The organism is Serratia sp. Je.1.23.a (genome assembly GCF_051129805.1).
GTDB lineage: Bacteria > Pseudomonadota > Gammaproteobacteria > Enterobacterales > Enterobacteriaceae > Serratia > Serratia liquefaciens.
Window position 1 is genome coordinate 78,270 of record NZ_JBCPSR010000003.1, and the last position, 24,712, is coordinate 102,981.

Annotated in this window: 26 protein-coding genes and 1 tRNA gene; 7 read left to right on the forward strand and 20 right to left on the reverse strand. The window is 51.6% G+C overall.

The window, feature by feature from the left end:
- Nucleotides 1-10: 10 nt before the first annotated feature.
- A complete protein-coding gene (gene rsuA / locus AAZT04_RS12555; RefSeq protein WP_020827783.1) occupies nt 11-724 on the reverse strand; it encodes a 16S rRNA pseudouridine(516) synthase RsuA in 714 nt (237 codons plus the stop codon).
- Between the two features lie 309 nt (nt 725-1,033).
- On the opposite strand from rsuA, the gene AAZT04_RS12560 reads away from it, so the two are divergent.
- Together AAZT04_RS12560 and rplY are read left to right on the forward strand one after the other, a co-directional pair.
- Nucleotides 1,034-2,791: a DEAD/DEAH box helicase gene (locus AAZT04_RS12560; protein ID WP_048759244.1), complete on the forward strand. Its 1,758-nt coding sequence runs from the start codon at nt 1,034-1,036 to the stop codon at nt 2,789-2,791.
- 162 nt (nt 2,792-2,953) lie between these two features.
- Nucleotides 2,954-3,238, forward strand: coding sequence for a 50S ribosomal protein L25 (gene rplY, locus AAZT04_RS12565; protein WP_020827785.1), 285 nt, complete (start codon nt 2,954-2,956; stop codon nt 3,236-3,238).
- Nucleotides 3,239-3,322: 84 nt separating this feature from the next.
- Here rplY and yejK read toward each other — a convergent pair whose 3' ends face one another.
- Nucleotides 3,323-4,333: a nucleoid-associated protein YejK gene (yejK, locus tag AAZT04_RS12570; RefSeq protein WP_044552555.1), complete on the reverse strand. Its 1,011-nt coding sequence runs from the start codon at nt 4,331-4,333 to the stop codon at nt 3,323-3,325.
- Nucleotides 4,334-4,637: 304 nt separating this feature from the next.
- Between yejK and AAZT04_RS12575 the strand changes: the two genes are divergently transcribed.
- The 4 genes from AAZT04_RS12575 to AAZT04_RS12590 all read left to right on the forward strand — a co-directional run bounded on the left by AAZT04_RS12575 (nt 4,638) and on the right by AAZT04_RS12590 (nt 7,397).
- A complete protein-coding gene (locus AAZT04_RS12575) occupies nt 4,638-4,865 on the forward strand; it encodes a YejL family protein (RefSeq protein ID WP_020827787.1) in 228 nt (75 codons plus the stop codon).
- Between the two features lie 9 nt (nt 4,866-4,874).
- Complete coding sequence (yejM, locus tag AAZT04_RS12580) at nt 4,875-6,656, forward strand: LPS biosynthesis-modulating metalloenzyme YejM (RefSeq protein WP_129983410.1); 1,782 nt, start codon at nt 4,875-4,877, stop codon at nt 6,654-6,656.
- Nucleotides 6,657-6,734: 78 nt separating this feature from the next.
- Nucleotides 6,735-6,811: transfer RNA gene (locus tag AAZT04_RS12585), tRNA-Pro, on the forward strand.
- Between the two features lie 343 nt (nt 6,812-7,154).
- Nucleotides 7,155-7,397: a DinI family protein gene (locus AAZT04_RS12590; RefSeq protein ID WP_434680337.1), complete on the forward strand. Its 243-nt coding sequence runs from the start codon at nt 7,155-7,157 to the stop codon at nt 7,395-7,397.
- Between the two features lie 262 nt (nt 7,398-7,659).
- On the opposite strand, the gene AAZT04_RS12595 is transcribed toward AAZT04_RS12590, so the two are convergent.
- Nucleotides 7,660-9,066, reverse strand: a complete 1,407-nt coding sequence (locus tag AAZT04_RS12595; RefSeq protein WP_434680340.1) for a phage head spike fiber domain-containing protein — start codon at nt 9,064-9,066, stop codon at nt 7,660-7,662.
- A gap of 2 nt (nt 9,067-9,068) precedes the next feature.
- A complete protein-coding gene (locus AAZT04_RS12600; protein WP_434680343.1) occupies nt 9,069-11,144 on the reverse strand; it encodes a right-handed parallel beta-helix repeat-containing protein in 2,076 nt (691 codons plus the stop codon).
- Between the two features lie 169 nt (nt 11,145-11,313).
- Between AAZT04_RS12600 and AAZT04_RS12605 the strand changes: the two genes are divergently transcribed.
- Complete coding sequence (locus AAZT04_RS12605; RefSeq protein WP_434680792.1) at nt 11,314-12,318, forward strand: acyltransferase; 1,005 nt, start codon at nt 11,314-11,316, stop codon at nt 12,316-12,318.
- Between the two features lie 24 nt (nt 12,319-12,342).
- On the opposite strand, the gene AAZT04_RS12610 is transcribed toward AAZT04_RS12605, so the two are convergent.
- The 16 genes from AAZT04_RS12610 to AAZT04_RS12685 form a co-directional block, all read right to left on the reverse strand.
- Nucleotides 12,343-13,194 (reverse strand): phage tail protein, encoded by an 852-nt coding sequence (locus AAZT04_RS12610; RefSeq protein WP_434680345.1) that lies wholly within the window; start codon nt 13,192-13,194, stop codon nt 12,343-12,345.
- A gap of 45 nt (nt 13,195-13,239) precedes the next feature.
- On the reverse strand, nt 13,240-13,914 hold the full coding sequence (locus AAZT04_RS12615) for a YmfQ family protein (protein ID WP_234529144.1): 675 nt from the start codon (nt 13,912-13,914) through the stop codon (nt 13,240-13,242).
- Nucleotides 13,911-15,059 (reverse strand): baseplate J/gp47 family protein, encoded by a 1,149-nt coding sequence (locus AAZT04_RS12620; protein ID WP_434680347.1) that lies wholly within the window; start codon nt 15,057-15,059, stop codon nt 13,911-13,913. The genes AAZT04_RS12615 and AAZT04_RS12620 overlap by 4 nt, the downstream gene beginning before the upstream one ends.
- 3 nt (nt 15,060-15,062) lie before the next feature.
- The gene (locus AAZT04_RS12625; protein ID WP_234529142.1) at nt 15,063-15,500 is read right to left on the reverse strand and encodes a phage GP46 family protein; all 438 of its coding nucleotides are present in this window, start codon (nt 15,498-15,500) and stop codon (nt 15,063-15,065) included.
- Nucleotides 15,497-16,087, reverse strand: coding sequence for a phage baseplate assembly protein domain-containing protein (locus tag AAZT04_RS12630; RefSeq protein WP_234529141.1), 591 nt, complete (start codon nt 16,085-16,087; stop codon nt 15,497-15,499). The genes AAZT04_RS12625 and AAZT04_RS12630 overlap by 4 nt, the downstream gene beginning before the upstream one ends.
- Nucleotides 16,087-17,157 (reverse strand): phage baseplate assembly protein, encoded by a 1,071-nt coding sequence (locus AAZT04_RS12635; protein WP_434680349.1) that lies wholly within the window; start codon nt 17,155-17,157, stop codon nt 16,087-16,089. The genes AAZT04_RS12630 and AAZT04_RS12635 overlap by 1 nt, the downstream gene beginning before the upstream one ends.
- Nucleotides 17,154-18,557, reverse strand: a complete 1,404-nt coding sequence (locus AAZT04_RS12640) for a DNA circularization protein (protein WP_434680351.1) — start codon at nt 18,555-18,557, stop codon at nt 17,154-17,156. The genes AAZT04_RS12635 and AAZT04_RS12640 overlap by 4 nt, the downstream gene beginning before the upstream one ends.
- 55 nt (nt 18,558-18,612) lie before the next feature.
- Nucleotides 18,613-18,972, reverse strand: a complete 360-nt coding sequence (locus tag AAZT04_RS12645; protein ID WP_234529138.1) for a hypothetical protein — start codon at nt 18,970-18,972, stop codon at nt 18,613-18,615.
- An 84-nt stretch (nt 18,973-19,056) separates the two neighbouring features.
- Nucleotides 19,057-20,931: a hypothetical protein gene (locus tag AAZT04_RS12650; RefSeq protein WP_434680353.1), complete on the reverse strand. Its 1,875-nt coding sequence runs from the start codon at nt 20,929-20,931 to the stop codon at nt 19,057-19,059.
- Between the two features lie 121 nt (nt 20,932-21,052).
- The gene (locus AAZT04_RS12655; RefSeq protein ID WP_234529136.1) at nt 21,053-21,343 is read right to left on the reverse strand and encodes a phage tail assembly protein; all 291 of its coding nucleotides are present in this window, start codon (nt 21,341-21,343) and stop codon (nt 21,053-21,055) included.
- 1 nt (nt 21,344) lies between these two features.
- On the reverse strand, nt 21,345-21,713 hold the full coding sequence (locus AAZT04_RS12660; RefSeq protein WP_062790459.1) for a phage tail tube protein: 369 nt from the start codon (nt 21,711-21,713) through the stop codon (nt 21,345-21,347).
- A 9-nt stretch (nt 21,714-21,722) separates the two neighbouring features.
- Nucleotides 21,723-23,228: a phage tail sheath subtilisin-like domain-containing protein gene (locus AAZT04_RS12665; protein WP_259189560.1), complete on the reverse strand. Its 1,506-nt coding sequence runs from the start codon at nt 23,226-23,228 to the stop codon at nt 21,723-21,725.
- Nucleotides 23,225-23,419 (reverse strand): DUF2635 domain-containing protein, encoded by a 195-nt coding sequence (locus AAZT04_RS12670; protein ID WP_129940355.1) that lies wholly within the window; start codon nt 23,417-23,419, stop codon nt 23,225-23,227. The genes AAZT04_RS12665 and AAZT04_RS12670 overlap by 4 nt, the downstream gene beginning before the upstream one ends.
- 4 nt (nt 23,420-23,423) lie before the next feature.
- Nucleotides 23,424-23,966, reverse strand: a complete 543-nt coding sequence (locus AAZT04_RS12675; protein WP_259189562.1) for an ATP-binding protein — start codon at nt 23,964-23,966, stop codon at nt 23,424-23,426.
- Nucleotides 23,963-24,307, reverse strand: a complete 345-nt coding sequence (locus tag AAZT04_RS12680) for a head-tail joining protein (RefSeq protein WP_259189563.1) — start codon at nt 24,305-24,307, stop codon at nt 23,963-23,965. Before AAZT04_RS12680 ends, AAZT04_RS12675 begins: the two co-directional genes overlap by 4 nt.
- Nucleotides 24,307-24,711 carry a hypothetical protein gene (locus AAZT04_RS12685; RefSeq protein WP_434680358.1) on the reverse strand — a complete coding sequence of 135 codons (405 nt, stop codon included), beginning with the start codon at nt 24,709-24,711 and terminating at the stop codon, nt 24,307-24,309. Before AAZT04_RS12685 ends, AAZT04_RS12680 begins: the two co-directional genes overlap by 1 nt.
- Nucleotide 24,712: the final 1 nt, after the last annotated feature.

Consider the following 24,712-nt stretch of genomic DNA (forward strand, 5'->3'; position numbering starts at 1 on the left):
AAGTAATGAATTAATCCTGCAGGTGCGGTGCGCCCACGCTGGCAATCTCTTCTTCGGTCAGCGGACGGTATTCGCCCTCGGCCAAATCCTCATCCATCACGATGGCACCGATACGTTCGCGGTGCAGTTCGATAACCCGGTTGCCGACCGCCGCAAACATGCGTTTCACCTGGTGATAGCGCCCTTCGCTGATGGTCAAACGCACCAGGTTGTCTTCTATCTTTTCCAGTTGCGCAGGACGGGTCAGATCTTTTTCGTTATGCAACTGCACGCCTTCGGCAAAGCGCTGCGCGGTGTCTTCCGCCAGCGGATGCTCCAGCGTCACCAGATAGGTTTTCTCACAGTGGTGTTTCGGTGAGGTGATGCGATGCGACCATTGACCGTCGTCGGTCATCAGCACCAAACCGGTGGTATCGATGTCCAGGCGACCGGCGGCGTGCAGCTTATAGGCAACCGGCTCATCGAGGAAATACAGCACCGTCGGATGATCGGGATCGTCCGTAGAACACACGTAACCCTGCGGTTTGTTGAGCATAAAGTAGCGCGGGCCCGTGAGCTGCTGCAGCGGGTTGCCGTCAAACGCCACCACCTGCTCCGGAGTCAGCTTCAGGGCTCCGCTCTTAACCACTTCACCGTCGACGGTGACGCGTTTGGCCCGAAGTTCACGCGCTACCAGCGCACGGCTAACACCTAACTGCTGAGATAAAAACTTGTCCAGTCGCATTGAATCTGCTTTGCCTGTCGTTGTTATGATCGCATTGATCGTATTGCTAAAATATGACACCCACCGTTGCACCAGGTGCAACAGGGCAGGTTCGAAGAGGGGGGAACAGCGATTACTGTCACACGAGTATAGCGGCGGAAACGGCCCCCTGACAGAGGTAATTTCCACGCTTCTCGCACCGCGCGCGCTCAGAAGGCATAATAATAGAAATTTTTTAGCCATCAGGGGAGTAGAATGTCACTGTTTTTGTGGGTTCAGATGTTACAAAACCTGTTCCCGATGGCCCTTCTCAATCCACGGCGTTAATTTATGGCCTTTACTCTGCGCCCCTACCAACTGGAAGCGGTCGAAGCCACCATTAAACATTTCCGCCAGCACCCGCAGCCGGCGCTGATTGTGCTGCCGACCGGCGCCGGTAAAAGCCTGGTGATCGCCGAACTGGCGAAGCGCGCGCGCGGCAGGGTCCTGGTGTTGGCCCACGTGAAAGAACTGGTAGCGCAAAACCACGCCAAATATCGCGCTTACGGACTGGAGGCGGATATCTTTGCCGCCGGTCTGCAGCAAAAAGACAGTGCCGGTAAGGTGGTATTTGGCAGCGTTCAATCGGTGGCGCGCAATCTGTCGCTGTTCGACGGTGCATTTTCCCTGCTGATCATCGACGAATGCCACCGCATCAGTGACGACGACGAAAGCCAGTACCAACAGATTATTCAGCATCTGCAGAAAACCAACCCACAGCTGCGGCTGCTGGGACTGACCGCCACCCCGTACCGGCTGGGAAAAGGCTGGATTTATCAGTATCACTATCACGGCTTTACCCGCGGCGATGCCAGCAGCCTGTTCCGCGACTGCATTTATGAGCTGCCGCTGCGTTACATGATCAAGAACGGCTATTTGGTGCCGCCGGAACGGCTGGACATGCCGATTGTGCAGTATGACTTCAGCCGTCTGGAGGCCAGAAGCAACGGCCTGTTCAGCGAGGTGGACCTGAACCGCGAACTGAAGCAGCAAAATCGCATCACTCCGCATATCATCAGCCAAATCGTGGAATACGCCGAAACGCGTAAGGGGGTGATGATTTTCGCCTCCACCGTTGAGCACGCCCGTGAAGTTCACGGTCTGTTGCCGTCAGGCGAGGCCGCGTTGGTCAGTGCAGAAACCCCTGCCGCCGAGCGCGATGCCCTGATTGAAGCGTTCAAACAGCAGCAATTGCGCTATCTGGTGAATGTGGCGGTACTGACCACCGGTTTTGATGCACCACACGTTGATCTGATCGCCATCCTGCGCCCAACAGAGTCCGTTAGCCTATATCAACAAATCGTCGGCCGCGGGCTGCGGCTGGCCCCCGGCAAAGAGGATTGTCTGATCCTCGACTACGCCGGGAACCCGCACGACCTGTTCACGCCGGAGGTGGGGGTCAGCAAGCCGCACAGCGATAGCCAACCTGTGCAGGTATTTTGTCCCGGCTGCGGCTTCGCCAACCTGTTCTGGGGCAAGTGCACCGAGAATGGCGATATCATCGAACATTACGGTCGCCGTTGTCAGGGTTGGCTGGAGGACGATGAAGGCCATCGCGAACAGTGCGATTACCGTTTTCGTTTCAAAAGCTGCCCGCACTGCGGTGCGGAGAACGACATTGCCGCTCGCCGCTGCCATCAGTGTCAGGAGGTGCTGGTCGATCCCGACGATATGCTGAAGGCGGCGCTGAAGCTGAAAGACGCCCTGGTATTACGCTGTGGCGGCATGGAGTTGCAAAGCGGCCGCGATGAAAAAGGGGAGTGGCTAAAGGCGACCTATTACGACGAAGATGGCACCAGCACCAGCGAACGTTTTCGTTTGCAAACGCCGGCGCAGCGCAAAGCCTTCGACATGCTGTTCCTGCGCCCACATCAGCGTGCGCCTGGGGTGCCGTTCGCTTGGCAAAATGCCGCCGACGTGCTGGCTCAGCAAGCGCTGCTGCGTCATCCGGATTTTGTTGTGGCGCGCAAACGCGGTCAATTCTGGCAGGTACGAGAAAAAGTGTTCGATTATCAAGGACGCTTCCGCCGCGCCAATGAGCTGTACTGATCTTTGCCCCTTGCAAATCAGGCAGGTTTCCATTGCCCTGTGGGCGGCTTTCCGTTAAAATGCCGCCCGCTTTGCCTGGGTTCGCCCGGTGCTAAAGCAGGTTATCGAACTTGCTACTGGGTCGCCTGTAGCAGGGTAAATTTTCTTTTAAGAGAAAAAACAATGTTCACTATCAATGTAGAAGTACGTAAAGACCAGGGTAAGGGTGCGAGCCGCCGCCTGCGTGCAGCAAATAAATTCCCAGCTATCGTTTACGGTGGCGAAGAAGCTCCAGTTTCCATCGAGCTGGACCATGATTCTGTTAAGAACATGGAAGCTAAAGCAGAATTCTACAGCGAAGCTGTAACTCTGGTTATCGACGGTAAAGAAACCAAAGTTAAAGTTCAGGCTGTACAGCGTCACCCGTTCAAGCCGAAGCTGACCCACATCGACTTCGTTCGCGCGTAATCGCAACGTATTCGAGCTTTTCGGGACGCCGAAGTAGAAAACGCCGCAATTGCGGCGTTTTTTATTGTCTGCGATCCGGCGAAATTATTTGTTGCCACCGCCCAAACGACGTTGCAACTGATCGCGCAGGTTCGGCGGCGTGCCTTTAATGGTTAGCGTGTCGGTCGCCGCATCCCAGAATACACGTTCCCCCAGCAGCATGGCGTCAAAGTTCATGCTGATGCCGCCGCCGCTGCCGGCAAACTTGGTTAACTGACGCAGCGTACCGCGATCGGCCGGGAAGCTGTCTTCCAACTGATAGCCCTGCTCGCTGGAAAACTGCAGAAAATCTTTCTCGCCCACCGGCGCAATCTCTTTCGACAGCTCCTGCAGCTCAATCTCTTCGCCTGCCTGCAGCTGTTCGTTGCAATAGCTGTAAACCTGCTGGCGCACCGACTGGCGCTCATTTTTATCCAGCTGCGCATCAGCACAATAATCGTCAACCGCCTGCAGCAAGCCGCGGTTCTGAGCCTTGGTGTCCAGCCCTTCCGCCGCCGCCAGGAAGTCCATAAAGAAATCGGAAACCTTACGGCCCACACGTCCACGCAGGAAGGTCAGGTAACGGGTCGATTCCGGATTGGTTTCCCACTCGGTCAGATCGATACGCGCGACGATGTCGGCGTGGTTGATGTCCAGATAATGGGTGGTGTTGATATCCAGCTCTTCGTTAACGCGCGAACTGTTGCGGCTGTTGAGGACCGCAATCAATAAATACTCCGCCGCCAGATAACGGTACTGGCCAAACAGCACCACGCCACCTTCGGCAAACGGATATTTGGCCAGCTCATCGCGCAGACGGCCGGTCGCTGCACGGCTGAAAGCCAGAAAGTCCTTATCTTCCTTGCGGCAGGTGCGCAGCGCTTCCGCCAGTTCACTGCCCTCGTTGAACAGGCCGTAAGCCTTGCTCTTGGCGCTATAGACACGATGCAGCTCTTCCATCATCTCTTCTACCGCCGCATTGGTGGGCAGCAGAGTATCGCGCAGCACCACGTCCAGCGTTTGTTCGTCACGTTTGATCAACTGGTGCAGAGCAATCTGGTCGATATCCAGACTCATGGTAAATCCTCCTGTTCTTTTAGCGCGTATTCAAACACTGAAGGCCCCTGCGCTGCAACTTTAAAGCGGTGTTCAACCCGTCGACGATCAATATATTTCCACCATCCATACAGGCGCGAAATACCTCGATTCACCGACGTATTACAGGCTATACACCGGCAATCGCGCAGAATCCTTGACGGGGGAACGCAAGTGTCCCCGCCACGCTACGGTTTGAAAGACAAAGGGAATCGATAAAAGAGCAGAAAATCACTGTCCTATACGGTAAGATATGGGACTTTGTCAGGCTTTGAGCGCAATTTTTATGCCACAATCATCCCGTTACAGTGACGAACACGTTGAACAACTGCTCTCCGAGCTGGTTAATGTTCTGGAAAAACACCATACTCCCACCGATCTGTCTTTGATGGTACTGGGCAACATGGTGACTAATTTGATCAATACCAGCGTTGCTCCAGTTCAGCGGAAAACGTTGGCAAGATCGTTTGCAGAAGCCCTGCAAGCTTCTATTCGTGAAGATAAAGCGCATTAATAATTACTTATGGTGACAAACCGTCAGCGTTATCGTGAAAAAGTCTCCCAGATGATCAGCTGGGGGCACTGGTTCGCCTTATTTAATATCCTGCTCGCCCTCGGGCTGGGTAGCCGCTACCTGTTTGTCACTGACTGGCCCTCTTCCCTGTTGGGCCGGGTTTATGCCCTGGTCAGCTTACTGGGGCATTTCAGCTTTATCGTTTTCGCCGGCTACCTGCTGGTTATTTTCCCGCTCACCTTTGTGGTGATGTCGCAGCGGTTGTTGCGATTTATCTCCGCCGCGCTGGCCACCACCGGCCTGACGCTGTTGCTGGTCGACAGCGAGGTCTTTACGCATTTCCACCTTCACCTTAATCCGGTGGTGTGGGAACTGGTGGTCAACCCGGATCAAAGTGAGCTGGCGCGCGACTGGCAGCTGATGTTTATCTGCGTGCCGGTAATCTTTTTGGTGGAGATGCTGTTTGGCACCTGGAGCTGGCAAAAACTGCGCAGCCTGAACCGCCAACGTTTCGGCAAGCCTCTGGCGGTGCTATTTATCAGCGCCTTCTTTGCCTCGCACCTGATTTATATCTGGGCCGATGCCAATTTCTATCGCCCGATCACCATGCAGCGGGCGAACCTGCCGCTGTCTTATCCAATGACCGCGCGTAAATTCCTTGAGAAACACGGCCTGCTCGATTCGCAAGAATATGAACGTCGGCTAGTGCAACAAGGGAACCCAGAAGCCGTTGCGGTGGAGTATCCCCTTAGTGATCTTAGCTACGGCGACAAAGGCAGCGGTTATAATCTGCTGATGATCGTGGTAGACGGCGTTCGCGAACAGGATATGAAGCAGGATATGCCAGCCCTCAGCCGCTTCGCCCAGGAAAACATTCGTTTCGGCGATCACTACAGTTCCGGTAATCATGCGGATACCGGCCTGTTTGGCCTGTTCTACGGCATTTCACCGACGTATCTGGACAGCATTCTTGCCGCGCGCAAACCCTCCGCTCTGATCAGCGCGCTAAGCGCTCAGGGCTATCAATTTGGGTTGTTCTCATCAGACGGCTTTAACGCCAGCCTGTATCGCCAGGCGCTGTTGACCGATTTCACACTGCCGGCACCTGCCCAGCAAAATGATGCGGTGACCACGCAGCAGTGGCAACGCTGGTTGGCCGATCAAAACAGCAATGCCCCGTGGTTCTCTTACATCAACTTCCGGGGTGCAGAACCGGTAGCCAATGATAAAACACTGGCCCCGGCTGACTTTATTCAACGCTACCGAGCCGGTGCGCAGGATGTGGATACGCAGATTGCCCAAGTGCTCAACACGCTGAAAGAGCGTGGCGTACTGGATAAAACCGTGGTGGTAATCACCGCAGAGCACGGCGTTGAATTTAATGACACCGGTAAAGGCTATTGGGGCGCAGGCAGCAGTTTCAGCCAGCAACAGTTGCAGGTGCCGTTGATTATCCACTGGCCGGGTACGCCAGCGCAGACCATTAATAAATTGACCGGCCACAACGACGTGATGCGGACCCTCATGCAGCGTTTGCTGCACGTAAAAACCGCCCCGAATGATTATTCGCAGGGGGAAGACCTGTTTACTGCCCAACGCAGAAACAATTGGGTAGCGACCGGTGATAACAGCCTGTTGGTGATCACCACCCCAACGCAAACTCTGGTATTGGACAGCAGCGGCAACTACCGTGCGTACGATAAAAATGACAAAGAGATCAAAGACGAAAAACCGCAGCTCGCTCTGTTGCTGCAGGTCTTGACCGATGTGAAACGCTTTATCGCCAACTAATTGCTTAAAATACAATCAGTCAGGTGAATTCACTCTTGCTTTGAATCGGGGAACAGGTAGTATTATTTCCCATAGCGTCGGCATGTAGCGCAGCTTGGTAGCGCACCGTCATGGGGTGTCGGGGGTCGGAGGTTCGAATCCTCTCATGCCGACCAAAAATCCTTAGAGAAACCAACCATTTGCGGTTGGTTTTTTTATTTCTGAAGTTTTCCGATGGTAAAACAATGGTAAAACGATGGTAAAACTACCGACGAAACTAGGGATCGATCTCAATACGTCTATACCGTAATGAGCCTATTTTTGTCATCCCAAACAACACTGCTTATGCTATGTTTTTAATGAGTTTTTTATCTCTCCCGAAAAATCCAATCCCGATCAGAAACACCCATTTTTGCACTATCCATGCCCCATTTATGCCCCATTGCCTCGCTGAGCATTGAAAAAATCATCCACCCGAATATACTGTATAAAATTACAGTTAAATTTAGGGGTGCATAAATGTTCGTAGAGCTCGTGTTTGATAAACGCAATGTGGCAGAACTTCCTGGTGCCGCTGAAATGATAAAGGCAGAACTGACCAAACGGGTTCACGGTATCTTTCCTGCCGCTGTCGTTCGGGTAAAACCAATGCAGGCAAACAGCCTGAACACCGACGCCAGTAAAAGCGACAAAGAAAAGCTTAACCGCATGCTGGAAGAAATGTTTGAAGAAGCGGACCAGTGGCTGGTCACTGATGTCTGATGGGTAGCCTTAAAATAAATGGGCGACAAATTTTACTTCTGACAGAAAATGATCGGTATCCTTCACCAACGATCAACAGTCCTCCCATGTTCGCGTTGCGTGAAGATGAGGAGGGAAAGTTCTGGGTCTACTTTCTGCATAAAGGGCGCTGGCCACTCATCGTAGACACTCCATTTGAGACCCAGGGTAAAGCTGTTGAGGCCGCAATGGAATTCGACTATTACAAGCTGTTTAACTAGCCGGGATCCATCCCGGCTGAGTGTTAAGCAAGGTAAGAAATCGCGCGTTCCATTTCTTCTGTACTCAGCGCTGTAGGCCAGTACACTATCTTTTTGATGTGGCCGTTAAACCAGTTTTCAGGGCCGATATATGAACGACCGATAGCCAGGCGATTAAGTGCATCAGGCAAAGCGGTAACCGCTTGAGAGTACCAATTGAACCCGTCGAACAACTTCAGGTTCAAACTCGGTTTGTCGAACGAAAAAATAGCAGACTGCTCTGAGTCCCTGACGGGGGAAAGACTGTAAATTTCCAGCGATTGAGACACACCCGCAGCATCCGCCGCCGCCCACTGTGCCCGGCCATTACTGGTTGTCAGGTTTCGGTATGAGAAACGAAGGCTTGCACCTGCCGCTGTATTGTCAAGAACGGCCACGCATGCTAAGGCGTTATATACTCCACTAACTGATTGAATGCTGTGCGGATGTACACACGTAACCAGCACCGTTCCGCCTGTGGCAGAGACGAAATCAGCATTGGTTGGTGTTGTGCAAATGTCCGCCGCGCGTGAACCTTCTGCTCCAGAGGTAGGGATATACGACGACGCCCCATCCCTTCGTTCTGCCTGCGCCCCCCAAATCCACACTGAACCCGGAGTGGCTGGTATATATGAGGGTAAAGCCGCTGCGCTGCTGTCGCTGTTTGTCAGCGCTAGTGTGAACTGTGGCGATACAGATAATGTCGGGGCAATCGTAATAGCACACCGGTACCATCCGTTAACGTGTTGCTCCATAGTCGCCTGCAGGACTTGCGGAGAGGACTTCCCGATCTTCCCGCCGCCCAGGTCGAAGTTAACGAACTGCGTTGTAGCCACGGCCCCCTGGGCAGCAATTTGCAACACAGTACCGGTATGCGCTTTTGCCCAGATGCTGAAGGTGTACGGCTGTGATGCTGTTGCGGCCATCGTCGTAAGCGCCAGGAGTGTATGAACTGACGCCGTACTTCCTGTGGTCTCAATCAATTTGGTGGCTGTTACGTTTCCATCAGGTGACTTGTCGCCGTTGGCTGTCAAAGTGACACCTGAGGCTGTCCAGCTTGCCGCCTGCGTAAAATCTTGGCTGTATGCCAGACGGTTATTCGACACCGACTCAGTACGGATACCCAAGCATTTACCCGTGATCGGGTGGTATTCAATAGCAGGTTCGCCAGACTCCAAATATTCAATTAACCCTGACGCACCAACACGCGTGGCTGTACTGGCTCTCGAAAATCCAAGTACCTCTGCCAGATTTGCAGAGCGCTTGACCTGCCCAGTGGCATATTGCATCACAAACCGGGAGCTGGAGAAATCAGCAAAGATAGCGGCACCGGGTGGTAACGGCGCATTTGAACTGGGTAAGGTGCGCAGAGAGCCTTTAAAAGTCCCGTTACTTCTTAGTATCGTTGCCATGGTTAAATTCCCGCATTAAAGTTGGTTGTCACTCTTGTTTGTGAACCGGTCAAGTTAAGTGAATTTTTCGCGTTTCCGACGCAATGGTTGAACGAAATATCGACATCGGTTAACGCACCGGTAAGGTTCACCGGATATTGCTGCGTTGGCATAGCCTGTGTGTCTCGTATTTTGTTATTGTTAATTGAACATGCTGTAAATGGAACTGAGCTATTCACGCCGTGACCCAATTCCCTCTGGCCATTACCCCAAGTCTTATTGTTGGTGAAGTCACAGTTAATGACTTCTTTTGCCTCTTCAACATTAATGCCATGGCGCCCATTGCCATTAATGTGATTGTTATCTACTGTTTCATTTTGCATTACTACGCTCGGGTTTGTGTAACGGAAGTTCATCCCGTCCTTGCCATTATTTGTAATCTGGTTCTGTGCGTATATGTTCCATCCAATCAGTGGATCTGTTTTCGTACTATACGAATAAACACCATGCTCTATATTGGAATCTATAATATTGCTGATAAACTGCGCCCGTCGACCTGGCTTACCATCGTTATTGGTCCCCGGATAACGAAGGATACCGAATTTATTCAAGCGCATTTGATTGCCGATAGCTTGGAACCCATCCACGCCACAGTCAGCAAGTCCAGCATAACCGCCCATAAGAATATTACTTATGGCAATAGCGCCACGAGCTGCACCACCCCCCTGCGGCTCAAGGAATAACGGGAAGTTCGTCCCGTTCTTAACCGTATTGAACGCCATATACAAAGGTTCGTCATCAAGAGCGCCGGTTCCGATACCAATACCCGAAGCGCCAAGCGGACGCTCCCATATTCCTGCGCTACCAGCATTGGGGGCCAGGCGGCCAAAGTTTTCAATGCGACAGCGAATAATGGAACAGTTGTCGGCCATATCGTTACCCAGCGCTGTCGCGCCGATGTTCAACATCGTGACATTGTCCATTACGCAGTTTCGCCAGTGCTTAATATAGGTTCCTTTAATGTCTGGTACGTATTGCGCACCAGGAAGAAGAACCTGATTCTCACCCTCAATTTTAAAATTACTCATCAATACGTTTTCTAAGTAATTCGTCAAGGTTCCAACAAACTTTATTGCTGTATTCTGTTTGTATGGAAGCAGAACAGACTTATCACCGGAACCAATAATTGATACATTGTTACGCGGGATGATGAAAGTGGATTGTGGATAAAAAGCCTCTGGTAAATAAACGACTCCACCACCATTCCATCTCAACCAATCGATCGCCCGCTGAATAGCATATGTTGCATTTTCTCCGGTTTTTGCATTAAACCCGCACTCTCTGACATCAAGAACCCTGCGGTTTTTTATAATACCCTCAATCTTTTTCTGTTGAGATTCCATCATGTCTTGAATGGACGATTGCATACCTGGCAAATGGAGGTGCCCATATTCATCGATTGCACCATATGCGGCATTATCAGCATCGGACAGAAGATTAAGGTAAGGGCCTTTGTTTCTATCCAAAGAATCCATTTTTTCCTGAACATTACCTTCAACACCAACAATATGAGTCCCTCCGAACTCATCATTCACAGAAATGGTATTGCCTGCAGCATCAGATGATAACTCAATATTATCATTCCCATCATGGCTGACATATACAGCTAAGTCATTCGCCCCAAGCGAGCCGGCAACCTCAAGTGCCACGCCATCTTTGTTGATGTACGTTTTGAAGCCATTTCCAACACCCTGTCCCACACGGAATGATTTACCGTTCGGCGTCCCCGCTAAACCTGCGATCGTTCCGTCTGGGTCTTCTGGCGTGGTGTAGTAAGTATTGGCATCTGCGATGTTCTGGGCGTTCTCGGCCGACACCTTTGCATCCTTCGCATACTCTTCAGCATCCCTACTGGCTCCAGTTATCTCATTTATCCGATCGGCGACAGCTCTGCGCACCGTCGGAAATGGCTTTTCAAACCTATCATATGCTTCATCACCTTCACCGTTGATGTACTCGTCAAACGCTATTGCGTTATCGTTCACATCCTTCATGCTGTTTGAAGAACGAGGATTCCCGGTATTGTATCTTTGAGCCATATTAATTCCTATCAATGAGATAGTTGTATATATAAGATTGACAAATAACCTGATAAGGCTATCATTTGCATAATTAGATAATTTACACGAGTGAACTCACCCAGTGATTAATAATAAAAACATCATTATGAATAATTCAAACAATCCCTTTTTCAACTCTTTATATCTAATGAAGGTAATTGCATGCTTTGCCGTAATCGTTATACATTCGTGTATTTTTAACATTAACAGCATTAACGGTGAATGGTGGGCTTTAAATTTATTTAACTCATTTTCTAGATTTGCCGTCCCGATGTTTATAATGATTTCTGGCGCGCTACTAATAAATAACAAATACTCGTTATCATACTTCCTAAAAAAGCGAGCTGCACGTATCATTCCACCATTGATTTTTTGGTCAGTTATTTACTTGATTTGGCTGGGTGATTCACGCCTATTAAGCTTGAATGTCATTAAAACAATAATTGCCGGGCCGGTTTATTATCATTTGTGGTATTTATACTCTATGATTGGTGTTTTGTTATTCTCTCCAATTATTTCAGCGGCATATTTAAACTCAACAAAAGAAACAAAAACATACTTCCTTGTTATGTGGGCAATTATTTACTCTCTATACCCAGTCGCAAGGCAGTTTTTTGACATGCAATTTGATTTATTAAATGTATATGAACTGTACTCTTTCTTTGGCTTGATCGGGTGGTATTTCTTAGGAGCATTCCTTCGTGACCATATTACAGGAAAAAATGAAACACAAAAAAGCATAACTCCATTATTTATATTCATAGCATCTAGCCTAAGCATAGCTATATTGACTTATTCATATTCTTCTAGCATGGGTGTAATTACAAAAGATGTAGGCATAACATCTCCTTTATTCTTTGAAAGAAACTCCCCGCTGATAATTATCAGTACAGTTTCATTGTTTATTTATCTATCTAACATTAGACTAAACCCAGAAGGGAAAACCTTCAAGCTGACAAAGATAATATCATCATTCTCACTTGGGATATATTGCCTGCACTTAATGATTCTTCGTGAGTTGTTAGATCCTATAACTAATTTATTCCAAAACCGCTGGTTGTCAGTTCCGGCGTTGGCCATAACAGTAAGCATACTTTGCTTTGTTATAATTTATCCATTGAGAAAAATAAAAATCACTAAATATATATTATGAATAAGGGGCTTAGCCCCTTATTCATTACCACTCAATTAGCATCAGCCCTGGAGTTCCTGGGCTACCTTTCCCACCGTTAGCGGCTAAATCATACCCACCACCACCACCAGCGCCACCTGTTCCAAAGCCATAGCCTGAACTTGCATCTTTACCCCCAGTATTTCCAGCACGACCACTGCCACCAGCAGTTCCCAGCGGGCCGCCACCTCCCATGCCCCCGACACCGCCGCGGCTTCCTCCATCGCTACCATCACCACCACCAAGTCCACCGCCGATACCACCCCCGCCAGAAGATTGTGAACCTCCGCCTAAGCCGCCGCCTGAACCACCGGCGAGATTTAACAATGTCCCAAACGAGGTTGCCGATCCTGCTGTACCACTTTGCCCATCTGTACCTGAGTTTGTACCACCGATTCCACCTTGCCCAGCAGTGCCTATAGTCACCGCGTATGTTGCTCCTGGTGTTACCGTAATCGCTTTTTTAACCACTGAATATCCCGCGCCTCCGCCACCGCCAGAACCACCATACCCACCGGCTATACACCCACCGCCGCCGCCACCGCCGCCACCACCAGCGCACGCAGTGATATACACGGTTTTGATTCCAGCTGGCACAATGAAATTACCCGACGTTTCAAACCGGGCTTGTTTATTACCAACCTGCTGAATGATATTCTTAATTGCTAAAAGCAACTGTCCATCATTAGCAGGATCTAGAGAAATACCCGAGTTTTCGACCACACCCACTAATTCGCGTTGCCAAGTGTTGAATATCTCGGCTTTTAATATTGTAGGGGGAACCCCCTGTGCAACATTACCATTAGTAAACTCGCCGTTCTGATCGGCAGTTTCAGTTACACTTCCAACTTTTTGCATGTCTTATCCTCGCTCATTGAACGATAAAGTGAATGTCGAATTGAATTAAAGGTATCCGGAGGCGGTATCGAATATGTTTGCAAACTCAGGCGTTACGTCATAAACGCCTTCGTCGTTAAATCCAAAGTAGATATATCCAAATTTTACCAAAGTGTGAGATGGAGCCAATGCACTTATTCTGCACTCAAGCTGCCTGTTCCCCCAGGAGGCCAAAGGATCACCACAGTATGACATTCCACATCGTGCATACGTAATGGTTGTGTCTTCCGCTTCAACAAGCCAGACAAAAGGCCATTCATCCCCATTCAGCCCATCGCCACAAACGGACAAGCCTGCGCGGGCTTCACGATACTCTTTAATGGTGATGTTATAACCCAGCGCATTGGCTATACCGATGAAATAGGAGCGGGATTGGCCGCCTGTGCTGATGAATTTCGATACTACAGCGGCCTGACGCTTGGCAATGGTATCAACCTCTCCGATAGAACAGTCATCAGGTAATCCAAGCGTTTTTTCCCATTCGGTGAGCATAATTGTCGCCGTTTCTGGAAATGCACCGACCAACAATGCGATTGCATCAGTGTCACTGCGCTGAAAGCTGATAGACAACGCACGAATAACGGCGGCCTGAATGCTGTTCTGATCCCGTGGCCACGCCAACCCGGTTGGAATGAGTGCCTGCAAAGCCTGCTGATAATTCTCTGCGGTAAATTGGCTCATGTATAGTTCACCTCACCGCGCACCGGCAGTTCTCCCACGCCAAGTTCAATATTCGCCGCAGGCGATACCAGGATAAAACCAGCGGTACCATCAATATCCCCGATCGCCCTGTTCAAGTCAGAGAGAAAAATCTTTCCATTTCCTTCAGGCGTTCCCCCCTCAAAGAACACGTTATCAATGGCCGCATCGATTGCAGCAGTAATATCGCTGCCAACATGGCTGATACCGCTGATCTCAAAATTAATCGTCTTGGCCACAGGGGAGCAGACATACACCAGGGCAGTCACTGGCGCCAGTGGGTATATGTAGTCAGCCACCCGACCTTGATCACCTGTTGCCTTTTGCGCTCCCCAGTCATCCAACTGTGATATGCCGTCAGTCCCAACAGGAAAGCCGTGGTTGGTTTCATCGTTGCCATCACACATGATGTACACCCCAACGCTGCCTGCCCCCATCAACCGCCTCTTGGGCCAACAACGTGTAACGCCAGGCACCGCCAACGCCCATTGCTTATAATCCGTATCACTGCCGCCCTGCGGCGGGCTTTGGTATGCCAACAGCATGCGGGCGCGCAAACTTTCCTGCGTTTCAATATCAGCGCCACCGGTCGCGGGTTCAATCATTACACCGCTGGCATCAACACCAGGTAATGAGATATCGAGTGTCAAAGAAGTACCGGCATCAGCATTGCCGTCAATTCCTCCCCCATTGGGCGCATCAATAATATCAGGCAGGATAGCGGTAAGTTTCCCATGAGCGGTACCATCAGCACCGATCGTCACGGCATCAACAAGGCTGTAGCGATAACCATCACCGCGGCGCAATACAACCCCTTTGCCAACGGGTGCCCCTGCCGTCCCACTGAATTGATAGGAGGGTGTTGACGCCGGATTGGCGGCGTTCTGGTAAACACTTTTCAGGCCTGCCCATCCCGCCAGCCATTCATCGGTGGAATTAAAAGGTGTCGCCTGCAGCGCGATGTAATCCAGATAGCCGTAATGCAAATGAGCCAAGCCGGCATCGGCGTCGGCCAGCACGCGCATATTGGAATAACGCAATAACGCGCCAGTTTTTCTGAGCTCTGATTGAAGCTGTGTGCGGTTCTTCTCACGCAGCTCGGTTAATGTAGGCCGCTTGAATGGCATAATTTATTGCTCCCAAACCCAAAAAAAGCGCATATCCGTATCGTTACCATTCCCCGGCCTTTGATAGCGGATCACCATGTTCAGACGGCGGGGATAAACGATCTGAGTCGCGACAGAAAACGACGACACCACACCATCAGTCACCAACCATTGCAGCGCCTCCCGGGAGTAATCTTCAGCCTTTTGCGCGACTGCCTGAGTCAGTTTCTGCCGTCGCAGCAACCACAGGCGGGAACCAATATCATTTTCCTCGTCGGCATCCCCCCACCAACCCCGCCGATCATCACCATCAATATCGTCATCATCGCGTGCCACCCGATCGGTAAACAGGCTGATAATGATTGCGGTCTGCAGGTCGTCGCCGCTGACCAAATCGCCGCGCCCTTCTCGCCAATCAGCCGCCAGGCGTTCGACGTCCCAGAAAGAACTGATATCACTCATTCAACAGGCTCCCTGGGTTTCTCGCTGGTTTTCTCATCGTTGCCGCTCTGCACGTTTTTCACGATGTGGTCATGATCATTATGCCCATCACGCAGTTGTTTCAGCGTGGCTACATTGCTGTCGCAGTTGTCAATGACGTCACCTGTCACCTCAAGGCGTGGCGTATCAAGCCGAATTTTCTCTGTTGCTGTGACCGTTACCGTTGTTGCGTTGCTGACCGTCACCGGCTGGCCTTTGGCTTCAACTTCAATGCCGTTCTCAGTCAGTTTTATAAACATGCCCCACTGGTTATAAATGACCGATTCGCCGGGCTTTAAACCAGATTGCCGGTATTGCTGGTTGTTGCTGGCCACTATCACAGCGCTGGAGCGATCCCCCCCCAAATAGGCGAGCACAACATCAGTGCCCACCGGCAGACCTGAAGAAAAGCCAAATTCAGCCATACGCGGTGTTTCGCCACGCACTTCCAGCGGCGTCTGATACTGAAGCTTTTGTATGCCGCCAGCGTCGCTGTGTGCGGTGATCCGGCCAATGCCGAGCATCATGGACACGCGCCGGCCGAGTTGCCTCAAAATATCGCCACTCATCAATTAAGCTCCTGCACCTGGCTATAAAATTGGTAAGGTTGCACCGCGAAAGCCTCGGGAGGCATGAGCACCATCCGCGCCGTTGTCCCCTCCCAACCATTTCGAATAAAGGTCACTTCAGAGAGGAGCCACAGCTCATCCGGGAGTCCGAACGTAGGGATCTTGATGGGGATGAGGGTATTGGGTTCCCACAGCTTGCCGTCTTTGTCACGCCAGCTATCTACCGTCACCTGCAGTTGCCTTGACCGGCCATAGCGTCGGTTCATTTCCCAGTCGATGCAGCTTTGCGCCTGGCCATGAGAGTTCATCGTGCTTTCAACAATGATTATGCGGTTGCGATACCGCATTTTTGCCGCCTCAGGGTCTTGCGCTTTTGCCAGTGCAACCGCTGAATATCCACTGTCAGGTGACAGTTCCATCGCGGGCGTCATCGACATCGATACGCCGACATAATCGGAAAATCGCTCGTCCATCGAGTCCATCAATGACGCCGTTTCAATGTTCTCACCTTGAGCCACACCGCTGGCAGCCTTGCGAGTACCCACCCGGGTCAAACGCAGATCACCATCGGGCGTATCAAAATAGAGCAATGCCGCCCACCGGCAGATCCTGTCGATAATTTCTTGCGACGACTCGCCCCAGTTCAACGTGAATTGCGGCACCGTCACCAGATCGGTCACGTCAGAGGCAACCTTTATGCCGTAGGGCGTCGCCAGGCGCTGAGCTATTTGCAGCGCGTTAGCCTGGCTGATGACGTTATTGGGCCATTCTGCTGAACAGTCCACCAGGTCCTGGCATTTGTTTCGCCCGCTTGCCCTGACCTCATGGCGTGATTTCGAAAGCGTCGGAGACCAGCGATCGATGTATCCCGTTATCACCAGGTCGTTACCCAGCATGACCTGGCACGCGTCTCCCTTTTTAACGAGTTGTTTCTCGTCTGTACCTGGGTAGTAATCCATCAGAGACAAATCGAAATCAGAGGGTAAACGTTCAATGCCGCGCGTTACCCTTACCTCATCCCAGCCCTGAATGATTTTGTTGTCTACCTTCAATATCAGTTCATCTTTCATTTTCTCAGCGCCCTGAATTTTGTCGGCATAAAGGCTGGATGGCGCGGCTGAACTGACTGCACCAGCTCGTCACCGCGCGCGGCATCCTGGTAAAGGCGATTAGCCAGCGTCAACGCCGGCAATGACGCAGACAGAACAACTTGAGTAAGCGAGCTCAGTTCCGCGCCCTTCTGCCCGTACGCATTGACGAGGGCGTTTCGCGTTTCCAGCAAATTGAGATAGTCGTCATCGTCGCCGGCATCAGCTGCCATCAGTAAAACGTCATCCAGCGTGTCGCAGACGCGGTTTAACATCAAAATGGCATCGTCATAGCTTGAAGGCTCATAGTCGGCAGCAACCACAGCCAGGGCGCCAGCGGATAAAACGCAAAGTAGGATCGTGGCACTTTGAGCAATGGCATTTTCTGCATCCGTCGCGTAAAACGTCGCATTTCGGTATGAGGACAAGGTTTCCAGCATGCGGATCTTTTCCTCAACGCTGCCACTTACCGTTATCACCTCATCAATGATCGCCCTCGCATCGACAGGAAAGGCATCGACTGCGGCCACACTCTCGAAGGTGGCCGTGAGGGTCAGCAACGTTGCACGGCCAGTCACCGCCTCAGCCATTTTTTGATGAACCAGCCCAGCGTAATCCGCCGTATCGTCTGATCGGTTAATCGCACCGGTAGAACCGGACACCCCACCGCCCACACTCCCTTTGCTATACCTGCCATAGCGGGCGCTGCCGAAGGTAGATTTCAGGACGTTGCTGAGGTTCGTCACTTCGTTGGCCGTGCCTTTCACCATGTTTCCCCAAAACGCTGCCGTGTTTCGTAGCGTCTTGATGGTTTGGGTGACACTCCGGATCTCGCCCTTCACCGTTGCGATAAATTTGGTGGCTGCCATCAAGCCGGTGCGTAGCCAATTGGTTTGAACCAGGGAAGCAGCCTGTGTGCTGCCGGTAATGGCGAAAACCTTTAGACCGGACTCAATGAGGGTGAGTGTGAATTCGAACGATCGCCCGTTATCTACACTTTCCAGCACGCGCAGACCACCATCAGGAACGCTAACCGTGAGTTCCCCCAGCGTAGGATGGATCAGCGTACCAGCCCCCTCCATTTCACAGGCGGCCACCAGCGAATTTCGCTGAGTGATAACATCAGGCGCGTCATACGCCAGGCTGTTATGCACAATGAAACCACGAATGGTCATTTTTCGGGTGCCGCGGCCCAGATCTTCCACCCAGGCGGTGTTGCGGTAGGGATATTCATGCACCGCCTGCCGGCGGCCAAACACCCCTTCGGCGCTGACAACAGCAAAAGGTACGCCACGAAACGACGCAGGGTGAATATGCTCAAACCAGTCCCAACTCTCGCCACTGCCCAATAGTGAAGAAAGCGCATCAGTGATCAGAGCCATCATCCCTCCTGAAATAAAAAACCCGCCGAAGCGGGTATAAGTTAAAAGCAATTATTCATTGATCCCCAAGAGGGATCCTGCATCGTATTTTTCCGTCCCCATCAGGCATTGCAACATCCATAATCATTTTCCCGAGTTGGAGCGTGGTGAACCCATCTTCGCGATAGTCAAGAACACCCATTTTTTTGTTTTTGAAAATAAAGCTAACCTGGGTATGTGCCAACCCATCAATTACTTCTCTATTCATTCCGACATTTTTTGTCGTCTCATTATCTAAAGAGGCTCCATCCAACGCCATATTGGAGTTGGTATAAAGCTGCACATAATGATTTCCACAAACATATGACATAGGAACATTTGCTAAAGAAGCACTGCTATAGAATGCTAATAATATACAAGGTAAGATATATTTCACGTTGATTTCCTTTCAGCTTTTCCAATACTGTAAACTCAGATTAGCAATATAAAAGTCATAATCAACCTTAGATTTTTACACACCTCAACTAATTGATTGCATAGATAATGCTACTCTACCTCCCCCTTCTGTTTGCACTTTTCGGCGTTCCCCGGTCTGAGGATTCACCAGGGTAATTTCCAACTGGAACTTATTCTCGTCCATCGCCTTCGACATGGCCTCGGTGATCTGGCCCATCGCTGCTTCACCATCAGTTTTAGGGGTGAATAGTGAGACTGGCGTTTCAGATGCCTTTGGTGATTGGGCCGTTAGCGGTACCGTAGAATCACCCTGTTCGAAAACACCTGACTGACGCTGGCTAAATAAATTGTTCTGGTCTCGTAAACCACTCCAGCGCACATCATTCACAGAATCATTGATCCCTTTCGATATCTCGTCTGCTGTGTACGGCTGAGCACCATTTTCATGCTTGATGATGGCGGGAATAAGCTTTTCCAGCACCCCGGGAGAATGCAGGTCCAGCGGTTCAGATGGGTTAAAGCCCGTCTGTTTTGCCACAGCCTCAATATATGCCTGGGTATTGTTTTCACTTGAAGGCGCATAGGTTGGGATCATGCTATTTAGCGTATTTTTGCCACGGTCGCCGAATAACATCAGTTGGCGTGATAGTGCAGCCAACCCATCTTCGGGGGTTTCAAAGGTGACAAACCCGCCATTTCTTCCCGTGGCATTGGGGGCCGCTCGCAAGTTACCGGGGTTATTATTCCGCAAACCCAGCGCATTATTCCCAGGCTGGCCATACGGCGTAGAAACCCCATCTCCGGGCCCCGGCATACCAGAAATTTTATCCAAATCCCCTTTCAACCGATCCGCGCGCCAAACCGGCTTGTAATACCCATCGAGCTTTTTGATCAGATCTTCTGATGCATAACCCAGTTTTAAATCCAGCTTTTCTTTCCAGGAAAGCGTGTCTTTAAATTTATCGTCACCCTGTGCATTACGGATGATATCGGCCTGCTTTCCGCCACGGTTAAACGTCAGAATGGACCCGACCGCAGTGCTGTCCAGGCCGTTGGTCATAACCTGTTTAATCTGATCCACCGACGCCGCTAGCGTCTCAGATTGCCCCAGCCAGGCCTGCCCCTTCAGCAACATCCCATCATAGGCTGCACCGATCTGGTTCAGTTGCTGTTTAAATGCCAGGGCATTCTGCAGGTCCTTATCGCTAAAAATAAGGCCATCACGGCGAGCCTGATCCTTCAGGCGCTGCACTTCACTGGTGGTGTTGCGTAAATAGCTGAGCAGTTCAGGCGAAAGTCCCAGCTTATTGGCAAACAATGCTTGCTGGCCAGTTGGCAGAGACTGCATGGAGCGGTTGAGATCGTTAACCAGCTTGCCAACATCCGCCAGCCCATCCTTGGTTAGACTAATTCCCACCCCACGCTGTTTCAGGAGTGCCAAAAATCCATCATTACGCCCATGCGCTGCATCGTTCGCTTTCTCGAACAAATCGCCAACTGAGCCCTCGGCAGCTTCTCGTGCGCTGCCGTTCTCAATCATGGCACCCGTCAGTTCCTGAAAAGCATCCGCCGTCATGCTGACGTTTTTCGCAATGGTATCGATGCGGTAACCGGTGTTGGCAAAGTTGGTCAGGTTGTTTTTAACGACATTGACGACCGCCGCTGCGCCACCCAGTCCCAGAGTGAGACCGCCCACCATTTTCAGGGGCGGGACCAGATCACCAACAAACTGGACACCGCTGCGGGCGTTCTTTGCCAGAACGTCAAAGCGACTCCCCAAATCGTCCAGATTGTCTCTCGAATCCTGTCCACCCAACGCCAGGGCATCGCGCGTTTTATCCAGGAGCGGATTGAGGTTTTTTACCACCTCTTCAATGCGCAATATCGCGGCCGACGCCTCGTCATTAGCCTTCAGCTCAAAATCGAATGAGTTGGCCATTACTTACCCGCCTTCGCTTTGTTAATGCGCCGGGCTTGGTTAGCCCAAAAATCCAACCGGGTACGGGTCAGAGACCACGCATCACGTGGCCCCCACCCGTAATACTTCGTCACCTCAGCGGCTAACTGTTGCCATCCGTCGAGGGATCGAAGGTTAAAAAAGACATCAGAAAGTCCTCACATTTCCGGTAATCGGTAAATGCCATGGCACCCAACGCTTTTTCAGTCACGCCCGCATTCAGGGCGATCAGTAGCTTCATTGCGGCCATGCTGTTCTTGGCACGCTGAATGTCATAAAACTGTTCCACTTCAGCCAACGCTGGCTCTTTCAGGTCCAGATGTTCATAACGCGTATCGCCCACTGTCAGCACCTGGCAGAGCACAATCGTTTTGGTTTTATCAAGTACAGCCATATCAATACTCCGTTACCGAGCCGCCTTCCCAGCGCACATCAAACACCGCTTCTTCGCTATCAACATCTTGCGTGTTCACGGACCACATATTTTCGCCGATGATGGTTTTCCCGTTAGCCAACTCAACAACAACAGAAACATTGGTTGAGTCGTTGATTTGCGCGATCGACGTGCCGCCGCTGTCACGCGCCTGGTAAGAAATGAACGGTGCCCGTGGTTTTTCCTTGTAACCATGGACAGTATCCATCCCGGTCAACGTGGTCCGTTCCACTTTACCGGGGCTGTACTTGAACTGGCCGGCGACCATGACCGTTAGCCCATCGATGGTGACGTAAGCGGTACCGGCCAGGCGGTTAGTTGTATCTCCCATAAATCCTCCTTAGGCTGCTGTCTGCGCACGGCGCCATTGATTGAGTAGTGCGAAAATTTCCAGTTGGTCGATCAGCGTGCCGGTCCACAGCACATCGATGCGCTTGGTGTTGCTGCTGTTTCGCTCCACCAGCAACGTTTGGGCAAATTTCGCGGAATCCTGCACATAACCGTTGTATTCCAGCGTGCGATACTGGGCGATCAGTTCTGCGCGGATCACATTCGGCGTAACAATGGCCGAACCCGGCGCAAATCGCGTGCCATCATTGGCCAGCTTCATGCGGCTGAACTTGGAGGTGATCTGAGTGCGCAGGAAACGCGTCACAAACATCAACAGAAACAACGTCTCGATATTCAGATAGCTATCGTCCGCGTCGCCAAACTTGTTTTTCTGGTAGGTGGTGATCGTCTTTTCAACCTGCACAGAGCCGTCATCAGCCACGGTAAAAGTAGAAATACCGCTATAGAGCAGGTTATTTCGTTCCGTGAGTGTGAAGCGATCTTCTAACTGCGGCGCCAAAACACCACTGATGGTCAGCGTTTGTGTCGGACGCCCCGGGTCATTACGCAGGCTAGGTGCAATGGCGCCGGTTAACGCGGCTGCCCACAGGTAGGCGGGTGTTGGTGACCCGTTAATGCCTAACAGGGTTTCATGCTGGTTGTTGCGAGCCTCTCCGGCAGCAGACAGAGAGCCGTAGGTACCCGCCAGAGCGCCGAAAGAATGCCCATAAAGCTGCTGAGCATAGGACCAGCGGCCGGTGGCATCGGAAAGGAACTCTTTCACGGCATCCAGTGACGTGGTGTCCGTATACGGGTTGACGATAAAATCGAAAGCCCGATCTTGCAGATTACCCAGCGCGTCCGTCAGCGCTGGCGCACCGGCCCCACCTGCCATAACCGTTATTTTCAGTTCCATACCCTGAGGGGTTTCTTCTCCGCCGGCGGCCCCCTGATAATTCAGACGAATGTCGATGCTGTTACCGTGCGCACCTTTGTTCTTCGCCGTCAGCTTGACTGTGTCGGTAGCAGCGGAATCCACCTCGGCGATGACTGGCAATTTGCTTTGAGCGTTGATCACGGCCGCAATGGCGGCCGCCACAGCAACGTTGTCATCAGTGCTGACCACCGTCAGTTGCACACGCACGCCAGCAATATAGAGAGACAGCACGCCGGTAGCGGCTGCAGCTGTCACGACCTGCAATTTTCCGGTTGCTGCAGTGGTTCCCGTGGTGCCATCAGCCAGAGGCAAAATCCAGAGCTCCGCTGAAATGTCATTGGCCTGGTACGCGGTCATCATGTTGTGCAACATTGAACCGCTGCCACAGATGCCGGCGACAGCAGAATCAGACGATACCTTTTGCGGGATACCTGGCGTTGCAGTTGCCGTAGACAGCATTTGCCCGATCAGCAGCGTGCGCTGAACCGCAGTCGCCGTGTTGGCCATCGAGTTATCAAACTCAGCATAGAAAAATGGCGCGCGCTGATTGGAAGGAAGGCGATTAAATGGAACGGTCATTGATCATTCTCCTGGATTTTCTTCCCTGTCGCTGGCTTTGCGGCCGCTTTAGGGTCGAATTTTTCAACATCGCCATCCTTCAGGCGGCGCCCCCAAAAAATATTGTCGGGTACCTGTTCGCCGGATTCAGGCAAAAAGGTGCCTTTGACCGGATCGCGCACAATGCGCCCCGGTGCGGGTTTCACAAACATAGGGTTACTCCAGATCGATTTTTACGAGTGGTTCGGGGGTGCCATCAGGCATGGCGATCGTTGCGTCAATCCCCTCAAGAGGTTCAGTATCGATTTCATAGAACTCCTCAGGGCCCTGGTAATATTCAATATCCAGATCCATTAGCAATTGGGCTGTATGCCCTTCACCGTCGGCATCAATACCAATGGCAGAGCGCACCTGCAGAAACTGCTGAATCTTGCGAGTCAGTTCATAGCTATTGATTACCGCGCGCTCTATCTGCTCGCGCAATTCTTCCAACGCCTCTTCTGCCTTCTCTGCCCCATTGTCTTTCGCCGCATCATCCAACTCCTGCAGGCGGCCCGTAAGGCGAACCGTGGTCACAGTGTTGAACTGGGGAACATTTCGGCCCAGTGAGCTCTTAACGTCGATCGGCGTTTGCACCAGAATAACCGGGTACATGTCCGCTGTGGTCGGCCAGTCCCGTGGCGAATAAACCCGATCGCCTGCATCTGTTTTATTCTTCAGCGCCTCAATGACCAGTAGCCTTATCCCTCTGGCATTCATACTTTCACCTTATTGAGAATAAGCTTTGTCCCGCCATGGCTATCCGGTTGAACGTCCGACACGGCAAACAGCGTATTAACCGGTACCCCACCGACGATACCGACGAACACACGATCCCCCTGCTTTGGCCGAGCCCGGAACTCGCTATCACGCACTCCCAACACCGGAGAAGTGGTGTTGATAGTGCTGCCGTTGTCCAGCGGCTCGACCTCTTGCGTATAGGCACGATCAAAAATGCCGCTGACGGTGTACGGCGCACCGCCGGCTGGCCGGTAGTCAACCGGGTCACCAAAAACGCCGTGCAACGGTGCAAGCAAATGCTGATCCCAGTCGATACCCATTACTCCCCCGATTGCACAGTTACGGCCGGCGCACTGCGAAGCAACGCCAGCTTGCGGAGTTGTTCAACATCAGCAACCACACCCAGACCTATCAACCGCTGCGCATCCGCTACCGGCAACGTGAACGCCCGGTTTTCTGAATAGTCACAGCCATCATGGCGCACCGTATTACCTTTGGTGACAACCACTGAAAACATGCCGTCCGGCAGCTTTTCACCGTCCTCATCGTCATCCGAATCATCGCCGGTGTCGGTGTCGGTGTCGGTGTCGGTGTCGGTGTCGGTGTCGGTAGAATTATCGTGGTCCTGTGTGTCAACCTTCAACGTTTCCGGGCTTTCCTGCTCACCGACAAGTAACTCGGGCGGCAAGCCGCCCAGTTCGTTTTCTTGCGTTTTTTTTGCCATA